Source organism: Streptomyces sp. NPDC051567 (assembly GCF_044454165.1).
Lineage (GTDB): Bacteria > Actinomycetota > Actinomycetes > Streptomycetales > Streptomycetaceae > Streptomyces.
This window is the reverse complement of the sequence record NZ_JBITDK010000032.1, coordinates 56,360-76,451: the sequence shown is the minus strand read 5'-3', so window position 1 is coordinate 76,451 and position 20,092 is coordinate 56,360. Positions and strand designations below refer to the sequence as shown.

Genomic DNA, 20,092 nt, shown 5'->3' with positions numbered 1-20,092 from the left:
CTTTCCCTTTCCGGCGAGTCCGACTCTATCAGATCCTTTCGGGCCTGACTCCCAGTCAGCGGGCTTTGCCTTCCGGGCTGTTGGGCCCTTCCGACGAGTGAGACAGTAGCGGATTCCCTGCCCCCGAACCTAATCGGCGGCTGCGTCCGGTGGACGCGGATTCCTCATTCGCAAGTACGCATGAAAACAGGACGACACGGTGCGTCGTTCGTTCGAATGTGTAGTGCGGGATGGCTGTCCGGGGACCGACCGGGGTCGGCGCTCACTTCGGACAACTCGGAGAACCTTACGGATGACGCACGCTTGTGTCAACCCCCACGCAGACCACGCGACAACTCCGGGACAGGAGGGGGCCGCAGGTCTACCCTGGGGCCCATGACTACGCGTGTGCTCATGCCCGACCTTCGCTGGTGGGCCGCCTGACGGCGGCCGACCTTCCCCACGCGCACGCACGCGTTCACGGCCGCCGCTTCGGCGGCCGTTTCTGTTTCTCCCCTCCGGGGAGTGGCCCGGCCGCCCGGTGCGGCGGTCCCACACCACCCGGATCACAAGGAGAAGCAGGACATGACGAGGATCTTCAGCGGGGTCAAGCCGACCGGGCACCTGACACTGGGGAACTACCTGGGGGCCGTACGGCAGTGGGTCGCCGCCGACCAGGAACCGGACGAGGCGCTGTTCTGCGTCGTGAACCTGCACGCGCTGACCGTCGAGCACGATCCGGCGCGGGTGCGGCGGCTCAGCCGGCAGGCGGCGACGCTGCTGCTCGCCGCCGGGCTGGACCCGCAGCGGTGCACGCTCTTCGTGCAGAGCCACGTGGACGAGCACACGCGGCTCTCGTACCTGCTGGAGTGCACCGCCACCGACGGGGAGCTGCGGCGGATGATCCAGTACAGGGAGAAGGCCGCGAAGTCGCTGGGTGCCGGGGAGGGCGTACGGCTGTCGCTGCTCACCTATCCCGTGCTGATGGCGGCCGACATCCTGGCCTACGGGACGCAGGAGGTGCCGGTCGGGGAGGACCAGCGGCAGCACGTGGAGCTGACCCGGGATCTCGCGGTGCGGTTCAACCAGCGGTACGGGCACACCTTCACCGTGCCGAAGGCGACGCATCCGGCGGTGGCCGCGCGGGTCATGGACCTGCAGGACCCGGGGTCGAAGATGGGGAAGTCGCACGAGAGCGGCGCGGGGATCGTCTACCTGCTGGACGAGCCCGGGGTCGTGCGCAAGAAGGTGATGCGGGCGGTCACCGACGGCGGGGACGGGGTCGTCCACGACCGGGCGGCGCGGCCGGGGGTCGCGAACCTGCTCGACATCCTGGCCGCGTGCACCGGGACCGCACCGGAGGTGCTCGCCGAGGGGTACAGCGGGTACGGGGCGCTCAAACGGGACGTCGCCGACGCCGTCGTCGAACTGCTGCGGCCGGTACGGGAGCGCCACACGGAGCTGGCGGGCGACCCGGGGGCCGTGGAGGCGGTGCTGCGGGAGGGGGCCGAGCGGGCCCGGGGGCTGGCGCGGCCCGTGGTGGACCGGGCCTACGAGGCCATCGGCATGCTCGCGCCGTGACGCACGCCGTACAGGCGTACAGCCCCGTACAGCCCTGCAAGGGGCTCACCCCGTAAGGAGGAGAGGGGGCCCCGGGTGGACCGAGGTGTCAGCTGGTGCCGGAGGCGAGTTCGCGGCTGCGGTCGCGGGCGGCTTCGAGGGCGGCGATCAGGGCCGCCCGTACGCCGTGCTTCTCCAGTTCGACGATGGCGTTGATCGTCGTACCGGCCGGGGAGGTGACGGCCTCGCGGAGCTTGACCGGGTGTTCGCCGCTGTCGCGGAGCATCACGGCGGCGCCGACGGCGGCCTGGACGATGAGGTCGTGGGCCTGGGCACGGGGGAGGCCGAGGAGGATGCCGGCGTCGGTCATGGCCTCGACGAGGTAGTAGAAGTACGCGGGCCCGGAGCCGGAGAGGGCGGTGGCCGCGTCCTGCTGGGACTCCGGGACGCGCAGGGTCTTGCCTACGCCGCCGAAGATCTCCTCGGTGTGGAGGAGGTGCGCGGCGGTGGCGTGGCTGCCAGCCGAGATGACGGACATCGCCTCGTCCACGAGGGCGGGGGTGTTCGTCATGACCCGGACGACGGGGGTGCCGGGGGCGAGCCGCTCCTCGAAGAAGGAGGTGGGGACACCGGCGGCGCCGCTGATGATCAGCCGGTCGGCCGGGACGTGCGGGGCGAGCTCTTCGAGGAGCTTGCCCATGTCCTGCGGCTTGACGGTGAGGATGAGGGTGTCGGCGCGCTCGGCGGCCTCGGCGTTGCTGACGGCCTCGACGCCGTAGCGGGCGTGCAGCTCCTGCGCGCGTTCGGGGCGGCGGGCGGTGACGAGGAGCTTCGCGACGGGCCGGCCGCCCCGGATCATCCCGCTGAGCAGGGCCTCGCCGATCTTGCCGGTACCGAGGACTGCGACTGTCTGGGTCATGCCCGATCCACCTCGCCGAACGTTGCGCTCACCTTGGGGGATCATCCTCGCACCCGGCGCCCGGGTCCCGGGGCGGCGGGCGGGGCGGGCTACTTCTTGCGCTTGGGGCGGCGGGCGGCGGGGTTGCCCGTACGCGAACTGCGGCGGCGGGTGAACTCGGCCATGGCGTTCTCGTACTCGCTGCGGCGCAGGTCCTCGCCCGGCGCTTCGACGAAGCAGCGGAGGAAGTAGGCGAGGAGGGCGCCGATGAAGCCGATCGTCCTGAGGCTCCTGAGGGCGGATTCGTCGGAGGAGGTGGCCGGACGGCGGCTGAAGGACTCCCAGGTCTTGGCGAAGGAGACGGCGCTCGCGATCGCGAAGAGGACGACGACGGAGAGGGTGAGGAAGGAGCTGACGTCGCCGAGCGCCAGGCCCTCGTAGGCGAGGCGCAGGAGGAAGGCACCGGCGACGGCGGCGGCGAGCGAGCCGAGGGAGGCGGCGGCGCGGCGCAGGACGTAGCCGCCGTCGTGGCGCAGCCAGGTGGTGCCGAAGAAACGGATCGGCTCGGGCTCGGGGCCGGTGGGGGCCGCCGGGGCCGGCGCGGCGGGGTTCTGGTCTCGCTGCTCGTCGCTCACACCGGCGATTATCCCCCGCTGTCCCCGCCGGGGTCCCCCGGAGGCCGGGCACGGGCCGGGTGATCACCGGGGCCGGGCGCACCGGGGCGGCGCGGGACGGGCGGGGTTCCTGCGGGGGACCTGGCCGGGGTCAGCCGCAGCGGGCGGCCACGTAGCCGTCGCTGCCGGTGCGGACGTAGGCGTCCGAGACGAACTGGCCGTTGCCGACGCAGTCCCAGATGTCGGTGGTGCCGTACGGGCCCGAGACGGTGGTGCCCGCGCGCTGGCAGCGGATGGTGACCGAGGCCCCGAACGGCAGGACCTTCACGACCGGGTAGCCGGTGCCCGGCCCGCTGCGCACGTTGAGTTCGGTTCCGGGCGCGACCGGATAGGACTGGTAGCCGGAACTTCCGGCAGCGCGCTGGGTCAGGTTCTGGACCTCGCCCAGCTCTTCTTCGACGGACATGGAAATCTCCCCCTTGAGCATGACGCTCCGCAACTCGCGCAGGGTAGCAGGACCTTACCGATTCATATACGCCATCGGCTAGGCTCCGGCGGGGGTGGTCGGCAGTGCATTCACCAGGTCCGGAACGGGCCGGTTTTCCGGAGTATGCCGGGCAGTACCGGCTGGAATCCGTGCTGGGATCGGGTGGCATGGGGGTGGTGCATCTGGCCACTTCCGCTTCCGGGCTGAGGCTCGCCGTCAAGGTCGTGCACGCCGAGCACGCGGTCGATCCGGAGTTCCGGGCCCGGTTCCGGCAGGAGGTCGCCGCCGCCCGGCGGGTCAGCGGGGCGTTCACCGCGCCCGTCGTGGACGCCGATCCCGATGCCGAACGGCCCTGGATGGCGACCCTGTTCATCGACGCCCCGACCCTCGCCGCACGGGTCCGGGAGCGGCCCCTCGACGAGGCCGAGGCGACCCGGCTCGGCGCCGGGCTGGCGGAGGCGCTGCGGGACATCCACCGGGCGGGTGTGGTCCACCGGGACCTGAAGCCCAGCAACGTCCTGATGGCACCCGACGGGGTCCGGGTCATCGACTTCGGGATCTCGCGGCCCGCCGACAGCGATCTGCGGACCGAGACGGGAAAGCTGATCGGGACGCCGCCGTACATGGCGCCCGAGCAGTTCCAGCGGCCCCGGGAGGTGGGTACCGCCGCCGACGTGTTCGCCCTGGGCGCGGTGCTCGTGCACGCGGTGACCGGGCGCGGGCCCTTCGACTCCGACAGCCACTACCTCGTCGCGTACCAGGTGGTGCACAGCGAACCCGATCTGGCCGGGGTGCCGCCCGGACTGCTGCCCGTCGTCGCGCGCTGCCTGGTCAAGGAGCCCGCCGACCGGCCCACCCCGGACGCCCTGCTGAGCGAGTTGCGGGCCGCGGCGTATCCGACCGGCGAGGACACCCGGGCGTTCATCCCCGCGCCGAGGCGCCCGGTGACGGCGCCGGCCGGGCCCGGCGCCGGGGAGCCCACGCACCAGCGGGTCCGGCCGCCCGCCGCGCGGCCGGGTGTGCGGCGGGGCCGTCTGCGGCTGGCCACCGCGCTCGGGCTCGGGCTGCTGCTGACGGGCGGGGCGGTCGCGTACGCGCAGTTCGGGCCCGGCGCGGTGGCGGGGACCCGGACGGAGACGGCCCCCGGGGCGGACGGCCGGGCGGCGGCGCCCGGCACGCCCTGGTCGGTCCCGCTCGGCGAGCACCGGCCGGGGAACGCGGTCAGCGCGTGCGCGTGGGCCGCCACGGGCCTGTACTGCTCGGCACCCGGTCTCGCGGCGGCCCGGCTGGACCCGGCCGACGGGACGGTGGGCTGGTCGGTCCCGGCGCCGGGTGCGGGGAACCGCGAGGCGGGGGCGGGTGCCTCCGTGCCCCTCGTGAGCGGTGGGGCCGTGCTGGTCGTGGCCGAGGGGAGCGGGCTGCTCCAGGTGCTGGACCCGGGTACGGGCGGGCAGCGGTGGGAGCGGAAGCTGCCGCAGGGCGCGCGGGTGCTGACGGCCGGGCCACGGGTGCTGGTCGCCGCCACGGACGGGACCGTCACGGCGCTCGACACGGCGACCGGGGCCGAGGCCTGGAGCAAGCGGCTGGGGAGGGTGGGGTCCGTGTGGTTCACGGGTTCCGGGGAACAGGGCGGTGACGGGGACGGCCTCTACGTCTCCACGCGCACCCCGGACGGCACGTCGTCCGAGGTCTCCGCCTTCGACCCGGCGAGCGGCGCGAGGCGGTGGCACGCGCGGGTGCCGGGACTGCTCGACCCGGTCGGGGTGGCGCGGGGCGGGCTGTACCTGCTGGAGGGCGACGCCCAGGCACGGACGGGGGCGGTGGTCCGGGTCGACCTCGGGACGCGGGCGGTACGGCGGGTCGCGCTGTCGGTACCCGCGTTGCAGGCCGAGGCGACGGTGGGACCGGACGGGACGGTGTACGTGATCGGCGTCTCGGGCGCGCTGGCGGCCGTGGGCGCGGACCGGGAGACGTGGCGGCTGGAGACGTCCGTGACGGCGACCTCCCGGCCGGTCCTCGCGGACGGGAACCTCTGCCTGATGGCGGCGGACGGCCGGCTGATCGCGGTGGACGCCGGGCAGGGGCGGCTCGCCGGGCAGACGCGCCCGCGCATGGGCACGGGGCCGGGCACGTACACGGCGACGGTGCCCGCCCCGGTGGCCGGGGACGGCCAGATCTTCGGGACGGCGCCGGACGGGTCGGTCTTCGCGGTGGACGCGGGGAACCCGGCCGGCTGGTGACGGCGGGCCCGCAGGGTGGACCCGCGCGGACGGAAGCCGACGCCCGGACGGGCGGGGTGAGGCGTGCGGACCACGGGTGTTTCACGTGAAACACCGCCAGGCCGCGCGTGTTTCACGTGAAACCAGGCCGGATCGCACGTGTTTCACGTGAAACACCGTCTGCGACGGCGGGCGACGTGGTGATCCCCGCCGGGTGAGGGGGCTTCCGGCGGGGATCGGTGGGGCGTGTGGCCTATGCGGTCCGGGGACCGGGAAGGCCGGGACGGCCGGCCGTCAGTAGAGCTGGGACACGTCGCGGACCGCGCCCTTGTCGGCGCTGGTGGCCATGGCCGCGTAGGCGCGCAGGGCGGCCGAGACCTTGCGTTCGCGGTTCTTCGGGGCGTAGACCCCGCCGAGGGCCTCGCGGCGGGCCGTCAGGGTGGTGTCGTCCACGAGGAGCTCGATCGAGCGGTTCGGGATGTCGATCCGGATGCGGTCGCCGTCCTCGACCAGGGCGATCGTGCCGCCCGAGGCCGCCTCCGGGGAGGCGTGGCCGATGGAGAGGCCCGAGGTGCCGCCGGAGAAGCGGCCGTCGGTGACCAGGGCGCACACCTTGCCCAGGCCGCGGCCCTTGAGGAAGGAGGTCGGGTAGAGCATCTCCTGCATGCCGGGTCCGCCGCGCGGGCCCTCGTACCGGATGACGACGACGTCGCCCTCCTTGATCTCCTTGCGCAGGATCTTGTCGACGGCCTCGTCCTGCGATTCGCAGACGACCGCCGGGCCCTCGAAGGTCCAGATCGACTCGTCCACGCCCGCCGTCTTCACGACGCAGCCGTCGACCGCGATGTTGCCGCGCAGGACGGCGAGGCCGCCGTCCTTGGAGTACGCGTGCTGGACGGAGCGGATGCAGCCGCCCTCGGCGTCGAGGTCGAGGGTGTCCCAGCGCTCGGACTGGGAGAAGGCGGTGGCGGAGCGCTTGCAGCCGGGGGCCGCGTGCCACAGCTCCATGGCCTCGGCGGAGGCGGTGCCGGAGCGGGCGTCCCACTCGGCGAGCCAGTCGTCCAGGTTCCCGGAGTGGACCGAGGTGACGTCCTTGTTGAGGAGGCCGCCGCGGTGCAGCTCGCCGAGGATGGCGGGGATGCCGCCGGCCCGGTGGATGTCCTCCATGTAGTACGTGCCGCCGGGCGCCACGTTCGGCGCGACCTTGGACAGGCACGGGACGCGGCGGGAGACCTCGTCGATGTCGGTGAGGTCGTAGTCCAGGCCGGCTTCCTGCGCGGCGGCGAGGAGGTGGAGGATCGTGTTGGTCGAGCCGCCCATGGCGATGTCGAGGGCCATGGCGTTCTCGAAGGCCTGGCGGGTCGCGATGGAGCGCGGCAGGACGGAGTGGTCGTCCTGCTCGTAGTACCGCTTGGTGATCTCGACGACCGTGCGGCCCGCGTCCTCGTACAGGGCGCGGCGGGCGGTGTGGGTGGCGAGGACCGAGCCGTTGCCGGGGAGGGCCAGGCCGATGGCCTCGGCGAGGCAGTTCATCGAGTTGGCGGTGAACATGCCCGAACAGGAGCCGCAGGTGGGGCAGGCGTTCTCCTCGATGCGCAGGATGTCCTCGTCGGAGATGTTCTCGTTGGAGGCGTCGACCATGGCGTCGATCAGGTCGAGCTTGCGGACGGTGCCGTCGACGAGGGTGGCCTGGCCGGCCTCCATCGGGCCGCCGGAGACGAAGACGACCGGGATGTTGAGGCGCATGGCGGCCATCAGCATGCCCGGGGTGATCTTGTCGCAGTTGGAGATGCAGATCAGGGCGTCGGCGCAGTGGGCTTCCACCATGTACTCGACCGAGTCCGCGATGAGGTCGCGGGAGGGCAGGGAGTACAGCATTCCGCCGTGGCCCATGGCGATGCCGTCGTCGACCGCGATGGTGTTGAACTCGCGCGGGATGGCTCCGGCGGCGCGGATGGCGTCGGAGACGATCCGGCCGACGGGGGCCAGGTGGGTGTGGCCGGGGACGAACTCGGTGAAGGAGTTGGCGACCGCGATGATCGGCTTGCCGATGTCCTCGCTCGCTACGCCCGACGCACGCATAAGAGCGCGTGCGCCCGCCATGTTGCGGCCGTGGGTGACGGTGCGGGACCTCAGCTCGGGCATCAGGTTCACTCCCCATGGGTGCGACCGCCCTGGGAACCCGGCCGCGACGGTGGATATGGCTCGGGTACGAGGCTACGCCTACCGCCCGGGATATGGACAGCGTGTCCGGATGACGGGATGCCCGGCTCGGATTCCGGTCAGGGGCGGGCCGGGCCCGTCAGGGGCGGCCGGGACCGGGGGTGGCCGGGGGCCGGGGTGGTGGCGAGGTGGAGCCGGGCGAAGGCCAGGGCCTCGGCGAGGTCGGCCTCGCGCTCGGCGGCGGACATCGCGCGGCGGGTGTTGACCTCGATGACGACGTGGCCGTCGAAGGAGGTCCGGGCGAGGCGTTCCAGCAGCTCGGCGCAGGGCTGGGTGCCCCGGCCGGGGACCAGGTGCTCGTCCTTGGCGGAGCCGTTGCCGTCGGCGAGGTGGACGTGCGCGAGGCGGTCGCCCATCCGGTCCACCATGGCGACGGCGTCGGTCCGGGCGGTCGCGGTGTGGGAGAGGTCGACCGTGAAATGGCGGTAGTCGTCCTTGGTGACGTCCCACTCGGGGGCGTACGCGAGCATCTCGCGGTCGCGGTAGCGCCAGGGGTACATGTTCTCGACGGCGAAGCGGACGTCGGTCTCCTCGGCCATGCGCCAGATGCCGGTGACGAAGTCGCGGGAGTACTGGCGCTGCCAGCGGAAGGGCGGGTGGACGACGACGGTGGACGCGCCGAGCCGCTCGGCCGCCGCCCTGGCGCGCTGGAGCTTGGTCCAGGGGTCGGTGGACCAGACGCGCTGGGTGATGAGGAGGCAGGGCGCGTGGACGGCCAGCACCGGGACCCGGTGCTGGTCGGAGAGGCGGCGCAGGGCGTCGACGTCCTGGCTGACCGGGTCCGTCCAGACCATCACCTCGACGCCGTCGTAGCCGAGGCGCGCGGCGATCTCGAAGGCGGTCGCCGTCGACTCCGGGTAGACGGAGGCGGTGGAGAGGGCGACTTTCGCGGTCGGGACACGGACGGGTTCTGCCACGGGGACAGGGTACGGGTTCCCTCCCGGGCGGGACGGCGGTGACGGCCGGGCCGCCCCCGGCCCCGGCCCCGGCCCGGCGGGAGCAGGGCCCGGCTCCCGCCCCGGCCTCGCGGGCCGGGGCCGGGCGCGAGGGGTCAGGCCAGGGCCGGGAGGTGGTCCAGGCGGCGGAGGATGACGCCCTCGCGCAGCGCCCAGGGGCAGATTTCGAGCTCCTCGACGCCGAGCAGGTCCATCGCGCCCTCCGCGACCAGCGCCCCGGCCAGCAGCTGGTTCGCCCGGCCCTCCGAGACGCCCGGCAGGGCCGCGCGCTGGGACACCGTCATCGCGGCGAGCCGGGGGACCCACTCCTCCAGGGACTTGCGGGTCAGGTCGCGCTGGACGTAGGGGCCGTCCGCCGAGCGGGCCGCGCCCGTGATGCGGGCGAGCTGCTTGAAGGTCTTCGAGGTCGCCACCACGTGGTCCGGGGAGCCGAAGCGGCTGAACTCGCCGACCGTCCGGGCGATCCGGGCCCGCACGTGGCGCCGCAGGGCCCGGATGTCCGCCGGGTCCGGCGGGTCGCCCGGGAGCCAGCCCGCCGTGAGGCGGCCCGCGCCCAGCGGGAGGGAGACGGCCGCGTCCGGGTCCTCGTCGATGCCGTACGCGATCTCCAGCGAGCCGCCGCCGATGTCGAGGACCAGCAGCTTGCCGGCCGACCAGCCGAACCAGCGGCGGGCCGCCAGGAAGGTCAGCCGGGCCTCGTCCTCGCCGCTGAGGACCGGGAGGTCGATCCCGGTCTCGGCCTTCACCCGGGCCAGGAGCTCGTCCGCGTTGGTGGCCTCGCGCACCGCGCTGGTCGCGAAGGGCAGGACGTCCTCGCACCCCTTGTCCTCGGCGGCCTGGACCGCGTCGCCGATCACCGAGACGAGCCGTTCGACACCTTCCGGGGTGACCGCGCCGTGCTCGTCGAGCAGCTCCGCCAGCCGCAGTTCCACCTTGTGCGAGTGGGCCGGCTGCGGGCGCGCGCCGGGGTGCGCGTCCACCACCAGCAGATGGATCGTGTTCGAACCCACATCGAGGACACCGAGTCTCATAGGGGGAAACGCTACTGCGAGGTGCAGGTGGGGGTTGCGTAAGGGGCGCTTAGGCTTGGGTTTGTGCCAAATACGAAGAAGGACGGCAAGGCCCGGACGAAGAAGGCCAAGGCTCCGGCCGCGGCCCCGGCCGACGAGAAGGGGCTCGATTTCCCCCGGGCGTGGGTGGAGTTCCCCGACCCCGCCGACGACGAACAGCTCTTCCGCTGCGACCTGACCTGGCTGACCTCCCGCTGGACGTGCATCTTCGGCAGCGGCTGCCAGGGCATCCAGGCGGGCCGCGCGGACGACGGCTGCTGCACGCTCGGCGCGCACTTCTCCGACGAGGACGACGAGAAGCGCGTCGCGCGGAGCGTGGCCCGGCTGACGCCCGAGCTGTGGCAGTTCCACGACGTCGGCACGGAGTCCGGCTGGGTGCAGAAGGACGACGACGGGGAGCGGCAGACCCGGCGCTGGGAAGGGTCGTGCATCTTCCAGAACCGGCCCGGCTTCGCCGCCGGGGCGGGGTGCTCGCTGCACATCCTGGCGCTGCGCGAGGGGCGCGAGCCGCTGGAGACCAAGCCCGACGTCTGCTGGCAGCTGCCGGTCCGCCGGACGTACGAGTGGATCGACCGGCCCGACGACACCCGCGTGCTCCAGGTGTCGATCGGCGAGTACGACCGCCGTGGCTGGGGTCCGGGCGGCCACGACCTGCACTGGTGGTGCACCTCGGCCACCTCGGCGCACGGCGCCGGGGACCCGGTGTACGTGACGTACCGCGCCGAGCTGACGGAGCTGATGGGCAAGGAGGGATACGCGCAGCTCGTACGGCTGTGCGAGGCGCGGCTGGCCTCGCTGCTGCCGATGGCTCCGCACCCCGCAGACCCCGTCTGAGCCGGTCCGCCCCCGCCCCGGGCCCGGCCGCTGCGGTCAGTTCGGCGGCGGGTCCGACGGGGCCGGTGGCGGGGTCGGGGACGGTGAGGCGGGTCCCTCCGTGGGCGGCGGGCCGGTGACCGGCCCCGGGGACGGCGGCGGGGTTCCGGTGGGCGGCGGGGACGGTTCGCCGCCCGGGCCGGACGGCGGCGGCGGGGACGCGGGCCCGGACGGCGGCGGCGCCGGGCGGCCGTGGCCCCGCACGGAGACCACCGTGCCACCCGGGTCCACCCCGATCCTGGCCGTCCAGGCGCCCACGGGCTGGGCCGCGGAGTCCACCGAGACGAGCAGAGTGACCGATTCTTCAGGGGCCAGCGTGCCGGCGGTCCGGCTCGCGCGCAGCCAGGGGGCGTCGGACCGGAGCCACCAGTGGACCGGCTCGCCGCCGGTCGCGGTGAGGGTGAGCACGGTGACGGAGCCCCGGGAGTGGGCGGCCACGGTGAGGCGGCCGGGGGCGTCGCCCCGGCCGGGCACGGGCGGGAGCCCGGTGCCGGTCACCTCCACGGAGACGTCGAGGGGCCCGGCGCCCGGGGCGAGGCCGACGCCACCGGTGAGGGTGGTGTCGCGGGAGGTGCCGGACGCGTTCCCGGAGTTCTCGTACGCCGTGAGCGGGCGGCCGTCCGGGGGGAGCGGGGCCGGGGTCCCCGCATCGCGCGCGGAGATGCGGGTGGCGTCGCCGCCCGCGGGTCCGCCGGCGGCGGGGTCTCCCCGGTACGCCGCCCAGAGCGCCAGGACCGGGGCCGCGATGACGGTGGCGACGACGGTGGTGGTCACCGCCCGGGAGCGCAGCCGGCCGCGGCGGGCCAGGCGGTGCCGGGGGTCCGTGGGGAAACCGGTGCGGTCGAAGCGCGGGGCGGTGCCGCGGCCCCGGCCGGAGCGGAGCATCGCCGCGTGGACGGCGGTACGGGGCGCGGCGACGAGCGGGAGCGCGGCCGTGCCGACGCCGCCGGAGCCGGGCCAGGGCGCGGCGGCGTCGGTCCGCTCGGCGACGCGGCGGCAGCGGGGGCAGTCGTCGACGTGCCGGACCAGCTCGGTGCGCAGGGTCGCCGAGAGCAGCACCTGGCCGTCCCCGGTGAGGCGGGAGACGGCGGGGCAGCCGCCGGTCTCCACGACGGCGAGGGCGGCCCGGGTGCGCTCCACCTCGCAGGCGGCCCCGGCGAGCAGCTCCCGGGCGGCGGCGGCCGAGGTGGTGAGGACGGCGGCGAGTTCGGGGACGCCGAGCCGGTGGCGGACGGCGAGTTCGAGGGCCTCGCGCTGCTCGGGCGTGGTCCCGGCGGCCTCGGGCCAGGCGAGCCGGGCGAGTTCGGTGCGGCGGTGGGCGGACACGTCGAGGGTGCGGCGGCCGGGCGCGGGGACGTCGGCGCGGGCGGTGTGCACGGCGTCGGCATCGGGTGCGGCATCGGGTGCGCGGGCGGGGCCGGGGACCCGGACCGCGCCGGGAGCCGGGGCACGGACGGGGCCCGCGCCGGGAACACGGGCCGGGCCGGTGTGCTCCGGCGTGCGCCGGGTGGAGTGCGCGCCCTGCCGGGTGGGCCGCTCCCCGGCCAGCCGGCGCAGGCAGCCCCAGCGGGCGAGGGCGTAGAGCCAGGCCCGCCGGTCGCTCTCGTCGGGGCAGCGGCCGGGGTGCCGCTCGGCCACGGCGAGGGCGGCGCCGAGCACGTCGGTGGCGGTGTCGTGGTCGCACAGGACCGACAGGCAGTACGTGAACAGACCGTCCAGGTAGGGCTCGTGCCGGAAGGGCGGCGGCGGGGACGACGGCTCCCTCCCGGGTGAGGTGCGCCCGTGCGCCCGGTGTGCGCCGGTACGCGGCGCGGGATGGGCCTGGTCGCTGCTGTTCACCCGGCGACCGTAGGCGGCGGGCCGGTGACGCCCGGCGCGCCTTCCGTACTTTTAATCCTTACGGGTGACCCGGCCCCCTCCGTGCTGACCCCGGACCGCGGCGGACCCCGGCCCCGGCCGCCGACGGGCCCGGGCGGGACCGGACGGACCCCGGACCCCTGCGGCCGTCGGCCGCCGACGGCGTTGTCGGTGGCTGCGGCTACGGTGGGCCGCATGGCAGCTGCCCGTACCTCCCGCTCGTCCGCCAAGGACCGGCCGTCCTACCGCTGTACCGAGTGCGGCTGGACGACCGCGAAATGGCTCGGGCGGTGCCCCGAGTGCCAGGCGTGGGGGACCGTCGAGGAGATGGGCACGTCCGCCGTGCGGACCACCGCCGCCGGGCGGGTCTCGACCGCCGCGGTACCGATCGCGCAGGTCGACGGGAGGACCGCCACCGCGCGCAGCACCGGGGTGGACGAGCTGGACCGGGTGCTCGGCGGCGGGCTCGTGCCCGGCGCCGTCGTGCTGCTCGCGGGCGAGCCCGGGGTCGGCAAGTCGACGCTGCTCCTGGACGTCGCGGCGAAGGCGGCCAGCGAGGCGCACCCCACCCTCTACGTCACGGGCGAGGAGTCGGCGAGCCAGGTGCGGCTGCGGGCCGACCGGATCAACGCTCTGGCCGACCACCTCTACCTCGCCGCCGAGACCGACCTCTCGGCCGTCCTCGGGCACCTCGACGCGGTGAAGCCCTCGCTGCTGATCCTGGACTCCGTCCAGACCATCGCCTCCCCCGAGATCGACGGCGCGCCCGGCGGGATGGCCCAGGTCCGGGAGGTGGCCGGGGCACTGATCCGGGCCTCCAAGGAGCGCGGGATGGCGACCCTGCTGGTGGGTCACGTCACCAAGGACGGGGCCATCGCCGGGCCCCGGCTGCTGGAGCACCTCGTGGACGTGGTGCTGAGCTTCGAGGGCGACCGGCACGCCCGGCTGCGGCTCGTGCGCGGCATCAAGAACCGGTACGGCGCCACCGACGAGGTCGGCTGCTTCGAACTGCACGACGAGGGGATCACCGGGCTCGCCGACCCGAGCGGGCTCTTCCTGACCCGGCGGGCGGAGGCCGTGCCCGGGACCTGTCTGACGGTGACGCTGGAGGGCAAGCGGCCCCTGGTCGCCGAGGTGCAGGCGCTGACGGTGGACTCGCAGATCCCCTCCCCGCGGCGGACCACCTCGGGCCTGGAGACCTCCCGCGTCTCGATGATGCTGGCGGTGCTGGAACAGCGCGGCCGGATCACCGCGCTCGGCAAGCGCGACATCTACAGCGCCACCGTGGGCGGGGTGAAGCTGACCGAGCCCGCCGCCGACCTGGCCATCGCGCTCGCCCTGGCCTCGGCCGCCAGTGACGTCCCGCTGCCGAAGAACCTCGTCGCCATCGGGGAGGTCGGACTCGCCGGTGAGGTGCGGCGGGTGACCGGCGTGCAGCGGCGGCTCTCGGAGGCGCACCGGCTCGGTTTCACCCATGCCCTGGTCCCGGTGGACCCGGGCAAGGTGCCGGCCGGGATGAAGGTCGTCGAGGTCGCCGATGTGGGGGACGCGCTGCGGGTGCTGCCGCGCGGGCGCTCCCGCACCCCGGCCAAGGAGCGGGCCTCGGAGTGAACCCCGCGCCGGGCCACCGGGCGGGTGGTCACGGCGCCGGTCGCCGTGCCGGTCGCATGCCGGTCCGGGGGGTGGTGCGGGGGGCGGTACGGGGGTCCGTACGCGCCCCCGGCGGGGCGGACCTGGCCAAGCCACGGCGGGGGCGCGGTGCGCGCCGTTAGACTTTGTGCTGGTCCGCCCGTCGTACGCACGTCCTCGTGCCCGCGTCGCCGGGCGGCGCAACCCGCGACCGGAGGAGTGCAGTGGCAGCCAAGGACGGGGCAGCAGCATCCGCCAAGTCGGGCGCGAGCTCCAGGCAGGAGGCCATGATGCGGGCCTCGCTGAGCGCGGTCGCACCCGGTCAGCCCCTGCGGGACGGTCTGGAGCGGATCGTCCGCGGCAACACCGGTGGCCTCATCGTCCTCGGGATGGACAAGAACGTCGACGCGATGTGCACGGGCGGTTTCGTGCTGGACGTGGAGTTCACCGCGACCCGGCTGCGCGAGCTGTGCAAGCTCGACGGCGCCCTCATCCTCGACAAGGACCTCACCAAGATCCTGCGGGCCGGTGTCCAGTTGGTGCCGGACGCGTCGATCCCGACCGAGGAGACCGGCACCCGGCACCGCACCGCCGACCGCGTCTCCAAGCAGTGCGGGTTCCCGGTCGTGTCGGTGTCGCAGTCGATGCGGCTGATCGCGCTGTACGTGGACGGGGAGCGGCGGGTGCTGGAGGAGTCCGGGGCGATCCTGTCGCGGGCCAACCAGGCGCTGGCCACCCTGGAACGGTACAAACTCCGCCTCGACGAGGTCGCGGGGACGCTGTCGGCGCTGGAGATCGAGGACCTCGTGACGGTCCGCGACGTGACCGCGGTGGCCCAGCGGCTCGAAATGGTGCGGCGGATCGCGACCGAGATCGCCGAGTACGTGGTCGAACTGGGCACGGACGGACGGCTGCTCTCGCTCCAGCTGGACGAGCTGACGGTCGGGATCGAGCAGGAGCGGGAGCTCGTCATCCGGGACTACGTGCCGGAGCCGACGGCGAAGCGCTCCCGCACCGTGGACGAGGCGCTGGCCGAACTGGACGCGCTGACCCACCCGGAACTGCTGGAACTGGCCATTGTGGCGAAGGCGTTGGGGTACACCGGCTCGCCGGAGACCCTGGACTCGGCGGTGTCGCCCCGCGGGTACCGGCTGCTGGCGAAGGTGCCGAGGCTGCCGGGCGCGATCATCGAGCGGCTCGTGGAGCACTTCGGCGGCCTGCAGAAGCTGCTCGCCGCGAGCGTGGACGACCTCCAGACGGTGGACGGCGTCGGCGAGGCCCGCGCGCGCAGCGTCCGCGAGGGCCTCTCCCGGCTGGCCGAGTCCTCGATCCTCGAACGGTACGTCTGACCCCGCGCCCGGGGTCACGGGCACGGGGCGGGGCGGGGCGGCCGGCACGGGGCCAGGTCTCCGCACGGGGTCCCCGCGCGGGGTCCCCGTGCGGCTTGAGCCGGTGCCGCTTGGTCAGTCCCGCTCGGGTCAGTCCTGCTTGAGGACGAAGGAGGTACGGATCTCCGGCATGCCGGGGGCCTTGGCCTCCACCATGTAGGTGTCGGGCGAGGCGGTGCCCGGCGGCGGCGACTGGCACTGGCCGGACGCGCTGAACGTACGGTCCCACTCCAGCGGCTGCTTCGTCTCGCTCTGCGCGGGGAGCCGGTAGAAGGCGTTGCCCGGACCGGACGGGCAGTCGGCCGAGGACCAGACCGCCTTGCCGCTGCTCGCCTGAAGGATGGTCACGACCGCCTGTTTCGGGCCGAGATCGGCCTTGCAGCTCGTGCCGGAGACGTTGCGGGTGATCAGTTCGAGCCGGGGTTTCTCGTCCCGCTCGTACTCGTTCTTCGCGCTCTTGACCTCCCACTGGAGCACGCTGGGCGCGCAGGTGGGCAGGGGCGAGTCGGCCGGGAGCCGGGCCGTGCCGCCGCCGGGGCCCGCGCCGGTACCGGCGCCCGTGCCCGCGGCCGAGGCGCCCGGTTCGCCGTTCTTGGCGCCGTCGCCGGTGGCCGCGCCGTCGGAACCGGTACCGCCGGTTCCCGACTCCACGCGTCCGCCCGGCGCCTGACTGATCGCCGGACCGCTGCCGGAGGGCCCCGGGGTGATCGAGGTGACCGGCCCGCCGTCCTGGCCCTTTCCGTTCGTACTCGTCCGCCCCCCGCCCGAACTGACGGTCCATACGGCGATGAGCGCGAGGAGCGCGGCGACGGACGCCAGCACAGCCCTCCGTCGCCAGTAGATGGAGGAGGGGAGCGGCCCGACCGGATTGCGCAGAGATCCCACGGAGGGAACTTTACGAGAGTCGGTGCCCCGATCCGTGCCCCACATGCCGCGCGACGGGCTTGTTTTAGCGATGATCATCTTGCGGGCCGTTCCGGGAGCACCGAAAATAGGCCAACCGTCTGGCACGATCATCCCTCCGCGTTGAGTACTGTCGGTCACCATGGACAGCTCCGACCTCTATCTCGACATCACCGGCTTCGCCCACTCCACCCCCGGCTGGGTTCAGTCGGCGTTCGAGCTCTGGACGGAGTACGGACTTCTCGTCTTCGGCGTGCTCTTCGTCACCGTGTGGTGGCGCTCCCGGGAACGGCGCGGCACCCGGAAGGTGGCCCTCGCCGTCCTCGCCCCGGTGGCCACCGTCGCCGGGTACGTGATCTCCGAGAGCCTGAAGTCCGTCGTGGACGAGGAACGGCCGTGCCGGGCCGTGGCCGGGGCGGCGGCCTCGCTGGTCGCGTGCCCGCCGACCGGCGACTGGTCCTTCCCCAGCAACCACGCGGCCATCGCGGGCGCCGGTGCCGTCGCCCTGGCCCTGGCCCTGCGCCGGCTCGCGCTGCTCACCGTGCCGCTCGCACTGCTGATGGCCTTCTCCCGCGTCTTCGTCGGCGTGCACTACCCGCACGACGTGGCGGTGGGCCTGGTGCTGGGCGGGGCGCTGGCCGCCGTCGTCATGCTCACCCTCACCGGTCCCGTCGACCGGCTCGTCGCCGCCCTGCGGGCGAGCGGCAAGCCCGTCATCGTCTGGTTCACCGGTCCGGGCCCCGCGCGCTGACCCCGCACCGCCCGGCCGCGCCGCGCGCCGGGGCGGCCGGGCCCGCGCGCGGTGAGCCGGGAAGGTGCGAAGGCCCGCGCCGGCCGGCCGCGGCACCGGCCCGACTCGTGTCAGGATGCCGTCTGTCATGACTGCATCCGCATCCCCCGCGCCCTGCGCGTCCCCCGCCGCCCACGCCCTGCACTCCCCCGTCATCGCGTGGTTCGACGAACACGCCCGCGATCTCCCCTGGCGCCGCCCCGAGGCCGGCCCCTGGGGGGTCATGGTCAGCGAGTTCATGCTCCAGCAGACCCCCGTCAGCCGGGTCCTGCCCGTCTACGCGCACTGGATCGACCGGTGGCCCCGCCCCGCCGACCTGGCCGCAGAGGCCCCCGGTGAGGCCGTACGGGCCTGGGGGCGGCTCGGTTACCCCCGCCGGGCGCTGCGGCTGCACGGCGCGGCCGTCGCGATAACGGAGCGGCACGGGGGCGACGTCCCCCAGGGCCACGCGCAGTTGCTCGCGCTGCCCGGCATCGGCGAGTACACCGCCGCCGCCGTGGCCTCCTTCGCGTACGGGCAGCGGCACGCCGTGCTCGACACCAACGTGCGGCGGGTCCTGGCCCGCACCTCCACCGGGGTCGAGTACCCGCCGAACGCCACGACCGCGGCCGAGCGGCGCCTGGCCCGGCAGCTGCTGCCCCCGGACGAGGGGACGGCGGCCCGCTGGGCGGCGGCCTCGATGGAGCTCGGCGCGCTGGTCTGCACGGCCAGGACCCCGGACTGCGCCCGCTGCCCGGTGGCCGGGCTGTGCGCGTGGCGGCTCGCCGGGAAGCCCCCGTACGACGGGCCGCCGCGGCGCGGGCAGACGTACGCCGGGACCGACCGGCAGGTGCGCGGCCGGCTCCTCGCGGTGCTCCGGGAATCGGCCGGGCCGGTTCCGCAGGCCGTGCTCGACACCGTCTGGGACGAGCCCGTGCAGCGGGCCCGGGCGCTGGACGGGCTGGTCTCGGACGGGCTGGTGGAGCCGCTGGCGGACGCCCTGTACCGGCTCCCGCAGAGCTGATCCGGCCGGAACCGTACGGGCCGGGACCGGGGCGGGACGAACGCCCCGGTCCGGACCCGCCCGTGACCGTACGGGGGACGCGGCGAAGTGACGGCGGCCCCTCTTCCGGGTGGCCCGCGACCCGCTCGAAGTTGACTGGAAGATTCCGTTTGAGCGCGGGAAACCCCAGCTCAACGGTGTTGTTACACAACCTATGGCTGTCCGTGCGTCTACCGAAGGCTGGTCCGCACAGGCCCGTGACAACGCCTCCGTACCGTCGAATCCGTAGGGCAGCGGATGAGCGGCTGACGGAACAGAGGCGGTCTGAGATGGCGCACGGTGAGGTACTCGGATTCGAGGAGTACGTACGCACCCGGCAGGACGCGCTGCTGCGCAGCGCGCGACGCCTGGTCCCGGACCCCACCGACGCGCAGGACCTCCTGCAGACCGCCCTCGTCCGCACCTACGGCCGCTGGGACGGCATCGCCGACAAGTCCCTCGCCGACGCCTACCTCCGCCGGGTCATGATCAACACCCGGACCGAGTGGTGGCGGGCGCGCAAGCTCGAAGAGGTCCCCACCGAGCAGCTCCCCGACGCCTCCGTCGAGGACGGCTCCGACCAGCGCGCCGACCGCGCCCTGCTGATGGACATCCTCAAGGTGCTGGCTCCCAAGCAGCGCAGCGTGGTCGTGCTGCGACACTGGGAGCAGATGAGCACCGAGGAGACGGCCGCGGCGCTCGGAATGTCGGCGGGGACCGTGAAGAGCACTCTGCACCGCGCACTGGCCCGGCTCCGCCAGGAGCTGGAGAGCCGGGACCTCGACATGCGCGCGCTGGAACGCGGCGACCACACCATGCGGTACGAGGGGCGTGAGCGGTGCGCGGCCTGAACGGCCTGAACTTGAAGGACAGGAGCCCGGGGGACGCAAGCCCGAAGGGCGGACGCCTCAAGGGCAGGAGTTCGCTGGTACTGATGTCGGCGGGGACGGTCGTCCTCGTCGCCACCGTGCTGGTCGCGGCCGGGTACGCCACCGGCGGGAGCGGCCTGCGCGACGGCGGACCCGCCCTGACCGAGAACGTCACGGCCAAGTCCGCCCCGCCCACCCCCCCGGGAAGTCCGGGGAACCCGCCCGCCGCCCCCTCGCCCCAGGCCGCCCCCGGCCTGGCCGCCAAGAAGGTCGACCCCGTCGCCCTGCTCATGGCCGACCCCAAGGTCAGCAGCGCGGTGAAGCGGGACCTCAAGCCCTGCACGGGCAAGGAGTACCCCGTCGACGTGAGCTACGGGAAGATCACCGGGGGCCCCTCCGCCGACATCGTGGTCAACGTCCTGTCCTGCGTGGACGCGATGGGCCGGGGCTCCTACGTGTACCGGGCGGGCGACGGATCGTACGAGAATGTGTTCTCCGACGAGCAGCCGCCCGTCTACGCGGAGATCGACCGGGACGACCTGGTGCTGACCAAGCCGGTCTACGGGAAGAACGAGGCGTTCTCCTACCCGTCGGGCGAGGACGTGATCACCTACCGCTGGGACGGCAGCCGCTTCGGCGAGCAGTTCCGGGTCCACACGGACTACAGCAACGTGAACGTGGTCCAGGGCGGGGAACCGCCCGCCCCGGCCGTCACACCGAAGAGCAACTGACGCGGCCCTGACACGGCGCCGCCGC

General features: G+C 74.1%; 17 protein-coding genes. 9 read left to right on the top strand and 8 right to left on the bottom strand.

The window, feature by feature from the left end; all coding sequences use genetic code 11:
• The first annotated feature begins 564 nt into the window (after nt 1-564).
• Nucleotides 565-1,560 (top strand): tryptophan--tRNA ligase, encoded by a 996-nt coding sequence (gene trpS / locus ACIA5F_RS26935; protein ID WP_399357275.1) that lies wholly within the window; start codon nt 565-567, stop codon nt 1,558-1,560.
• Between the two features lie 88 nt (nt 1,561-1,648).
• Here the strand turns inward: trpS and proC are convergent, their stop codons facing one another.
• From proC to ACIA5F_RS26920, 3 genes are all read right to left on the bottom strand, one after another.
• Complete coding sequence (gene proC / locus ACIA5F_RS26930; protein ID WP_399357273.1) at nt 1,649-2,458, bottom strand: pyrroline-5-carboxylate reductase; 810 nt, start codon at nt 2,456-2,458, stop codon at nt 1,649-1,651.
• A gap of 89 nt (nt 2,459-2,547) precedes the next feature.
• Nucleotides 2,548-3,072: a hypothetical protein gene (locus tag ACIA5F_RS26925; RefSeq protein WP_399357271.1), complete on the bottom strand. Its 525-nt coding sequence runs from the start codon at nt 3,070-3,072 to the stop codon at nt 2,548-2,550.
• Nucleotides 3,073-3,202: 130 nt separating this feature from the next.
• Nucleotides 3,203-3,517 carry an SH3 domain-containing protein gene (locus ACIA5F_RS26920; RefSeq protein ID WP_399357269.1) on the bottom strand — a complete coding sequence of 105 codons (315 nt, stop codon included), beginning with the start codon at nt 3,515-3,517 and terminating at the stop codon, nt 3,203-3,205.
• 104 nt (nt 3,518-3,621) lie between these two features.
• Here ACIA5F_RS26920 and ACIA5F_RS26915 point away from each other — a divergent pair, with 104 nt between their 5' ends.
• Nucleotides 3,622-5,778, top strand: a complete 2,157-nt coding sequence (locus ACIA5F_RS26915; protein WP_399357267.1) for a PQQ-binding-like beta-propeller repeat protein — start codon at nt 3,622-3,624, stop codon at nt 5,776-5,778.
• A gap of 273 nt (nt 5,779-6,051) precedes the next feature.
• Here ACIA5F_RS26915 and ilvD read toward each other — a convergent pair whose 3' ends face one another.
• From ilvD to ACIA5F_RS26900, 3 genes are all read right to left on the bottom strand, one after another.
• Entirely contained in the window at nt 6,052-7,902 is a 1,851-nt protein-coding gene (ilvD, locus tag ACIA5F_RS26910; protein WP_399357265.1) for a dihydroxy-acid dehydratase, read from the bottom strand.
• Nucleotides 7,903-8,039: 137 nt separating this feature from the next.
• Complete coding sequence (locus tag ACIA5F_RS26905) at nt 8,040-8,897, bottom strand: sugar phosphate isomerase/epimerase family protein (RefSeq protein WP_399357263.1); 858 nt, start codon at nt 8,895-8,897, stop codon at nt 8,040-8,042.
• 134 nt (nt 8,898-9,031) lie between these two features.
• Nucleotides 9,032-9,967 carry a Ppx/GppA family phosphatase gene (locus ACIA5F_RS26900; RefSeq protein WP_399357261.1) on the bottom strand — a complete coding sequence of 312 codons (936 nt, stop codon included), beginning with the start codon at nt 9,965-9,967 and terminating at the stop codon, nt 9,032-9,034.
• Between the two features lie 63 nt (nt 9,968-10,030).
• Between ACIA5F_RS26900 and ACIA5F_RS26895 the strand changes: the two genes are divergently transcribed.
• Nucleotides 10,031-10,840 (top strand): hypothetical protein, encoded by an 810-nt coding sequence (locus ACIA5F_RS26895; RefSeq protein ID WP_399357259.1) that lies wholly within the window; start codon nt 10,031-10,033, stop codon nt 10,838-10,840.
• A 36-nt stretch (nt 10,841-10,876) separates the two neighbouring features.
• Here the strand turns inward: ACIA5F_RS26895 and ACIA5F_RS26890 are convergent, their stop codons facing one another.
• The gene (locus ACIA5F_RS26890) at nt 10,877-12,718 is read right to left on the bottom strand and encodes a hypothetical protein (RefSeq protein ID WP_399357257.1); all 1,842 of its coding nucleotides are present in this window, start codon (nt 12,716-12,718) and stop codon (nt 10,877-10,879) included.
• Nucleotides 12,719-12,931: 213 nt separating this feature from the next.
• Here ACIA5F_RS26890 and radA point away from each other — a divergent pair, with 213 nt between their 5' ends.
• The gene (gene radA, locus ACIA5F_RS26885) at nt 12,932-14,347 is read left to right on the top strand and encodes a DNA repair protein RadA (RefSeq protein WP_399357255.1); all 1,416 of its coding nucleotides are present in this window, start codon (nt 12,932-12,934) and stop codon (nt 14,345-14,347) included.
• 242 nt (nt 14,348-14,589) lie between these two features.
• On the top strand, nt 14,590-15,714 hold the full coding sequence (disA, locus tag ACIA5F_RS26880) for a DNA integrity scanning diadenylate cyclase DisA (protein ID WP_399357253.1): 1,125 nt from the start codon (nt 14,590-14,592) through the stop codon (nt 15,712-15,714).
• 129 nt (nt 15,715-15,843) lie between these two features.
• Here disA and ACIA5F_RS26875 read toward each other — a convergent pair whose 3' ends face one another.
• Nucleotides 15,844-16,638, bottom strand: coding sequence for a hypothetical protein (locus ACIA5F_RS26875; protein ID WP_399357251.1), 795 nt, complete (start codon nt 16,636-16,638; stop codon nt 15,844-15,846).
• 160 nt (nt 16,639-16,798) lie between these two features.
• Between ACIA5F_RS26875 and ACIA5F_RS26870 the strand changes: the two genes are divergently transcribed.
• From ACIA5F_RS26870 to ACIA5F_RS26855, 4 genes are all read left to right on the top strand, one after another.
• Nucleotides 16,799-17,407 carry a phosphatase PAP2 family protein gene (locus ACIA5F_RS26870; RefSeq protein ID WP_399357249.1) on the top strand — a complete coding sequence of 203 codons (609 nt, stop codon included), beginning with the start codon at nt 16,799-16,801 and terminating at the stop codon, nt 17,405-17,407.
• A gap of 127 nt (nt 17,408-17,534) precedes the next feature.
• Nucleotides 17,535-18,449 carry an A/G-specific adenine glycosylase gene (locus ACIA5F_RS26865; protein WP_399357247.1) on the top strand — a complete coding sequence of 305 codons (915 nt, stop codon included), beginning with the start codon at nt 17,535-17,537 and terminating at the stop codon, nt 18,447-18,449.
• Nucleotides 18,450-18,757: 308 nt separating this feature from the next.
• Nucleotides 18,758-19,318 (top strand): SigE family RNA polymerase sigma factor, encoded by a 561-nt coding sequence (locus ACIA5F_RS26860; RefSeq protein WP_030010715.1) that lies wholly within the window; start codon nt 18,758-18,760, stop codon nt 19,316-19,318.
• An 83-nt stretch (nt 19,319-19,401) separates the two neighbouring features.
• Entirely contained in the window at nt 19,402-20,067 is a 666-nt protein-coding gene (locus ACIA5F_RS26855; protein ID WP_399357278.1) for a hypothetical protein, read from the top strand.
• Nucleotides 20,068-20,092 lie beyond the last annotated feature (25 nt).

Bases quoted from the DNA above. Each gene is read 5' to 3' on its own strand.
- trpS (WP_399357275.1), top strand. From the start codon at position 565: ATGACGAGGATCTTCAGCGGGGTCAAGCCGACCGGGCACCTGACACTG.
- proC (WP_399357273.1), bottom strand. From the start codon at position 2,458: ATGACCCAGACAGTCGCAGTCCTCGGTACCGGCAAGATCGGCGAGGCC.
- ACIA5F_RS26920 (WP_399357269.1), bottom strand. From the start codon at position 3,517: ATGTCCGTCGAAGAAGAGCTGGGCGAGGTCCAGAACCTGACCCAGCGC.
- ilvD (WP_399357265.1), bottom strand. From the start codon at position 7,902: ATGCCCGAGCTGAGGTCCCGCACCGTCACCCACGGCCGCAACATGGCG.
- ACIA5F_RS26900 (WP_399357261.1), bottom strand. From the start codon at position 9,967: ATGAGACTCGGTGTCCTCGATGTGGGTTCGAACACGATCCATCTGCTG.
- radA (WP_399357255.1), top strand. From the start codon at position 12,932: ATGGCAGCTGCCCGTACCTCCCGCTCGTCCGCCAAGGACCGGCCGTCC.
- ACIA5F_RS26870 (WP_399357249.1), top strand. From the start codon at position 16,799: ATGGACAGCTCCGACCTCTATCTCGACATCACCGGCTTCGCCCACTCC.
- ACIA5F_RS26865 (WP_399357247.1), top strand. From the start codon at position 17,535: ATGACTGCATCCGCATCCCCCGCGCCCTGCGCGTCCCCCGCCGCCCAC.
- ACIA5F_RS26860 (WP_030010715.1), top strand. From the start codon at position 18,758: ATGGCGCACGGTGAGGTACTCGGATTCGAGGAGTACGTACGCACCCGG.
- ACIA5F_RS26855 (WP_399357278.1), top strand. From the start codon at position 19,402: ATGTCGGCGGGGACGGTCGTCCTCGTCGCCACCGTGCTGGTCGCGGCC.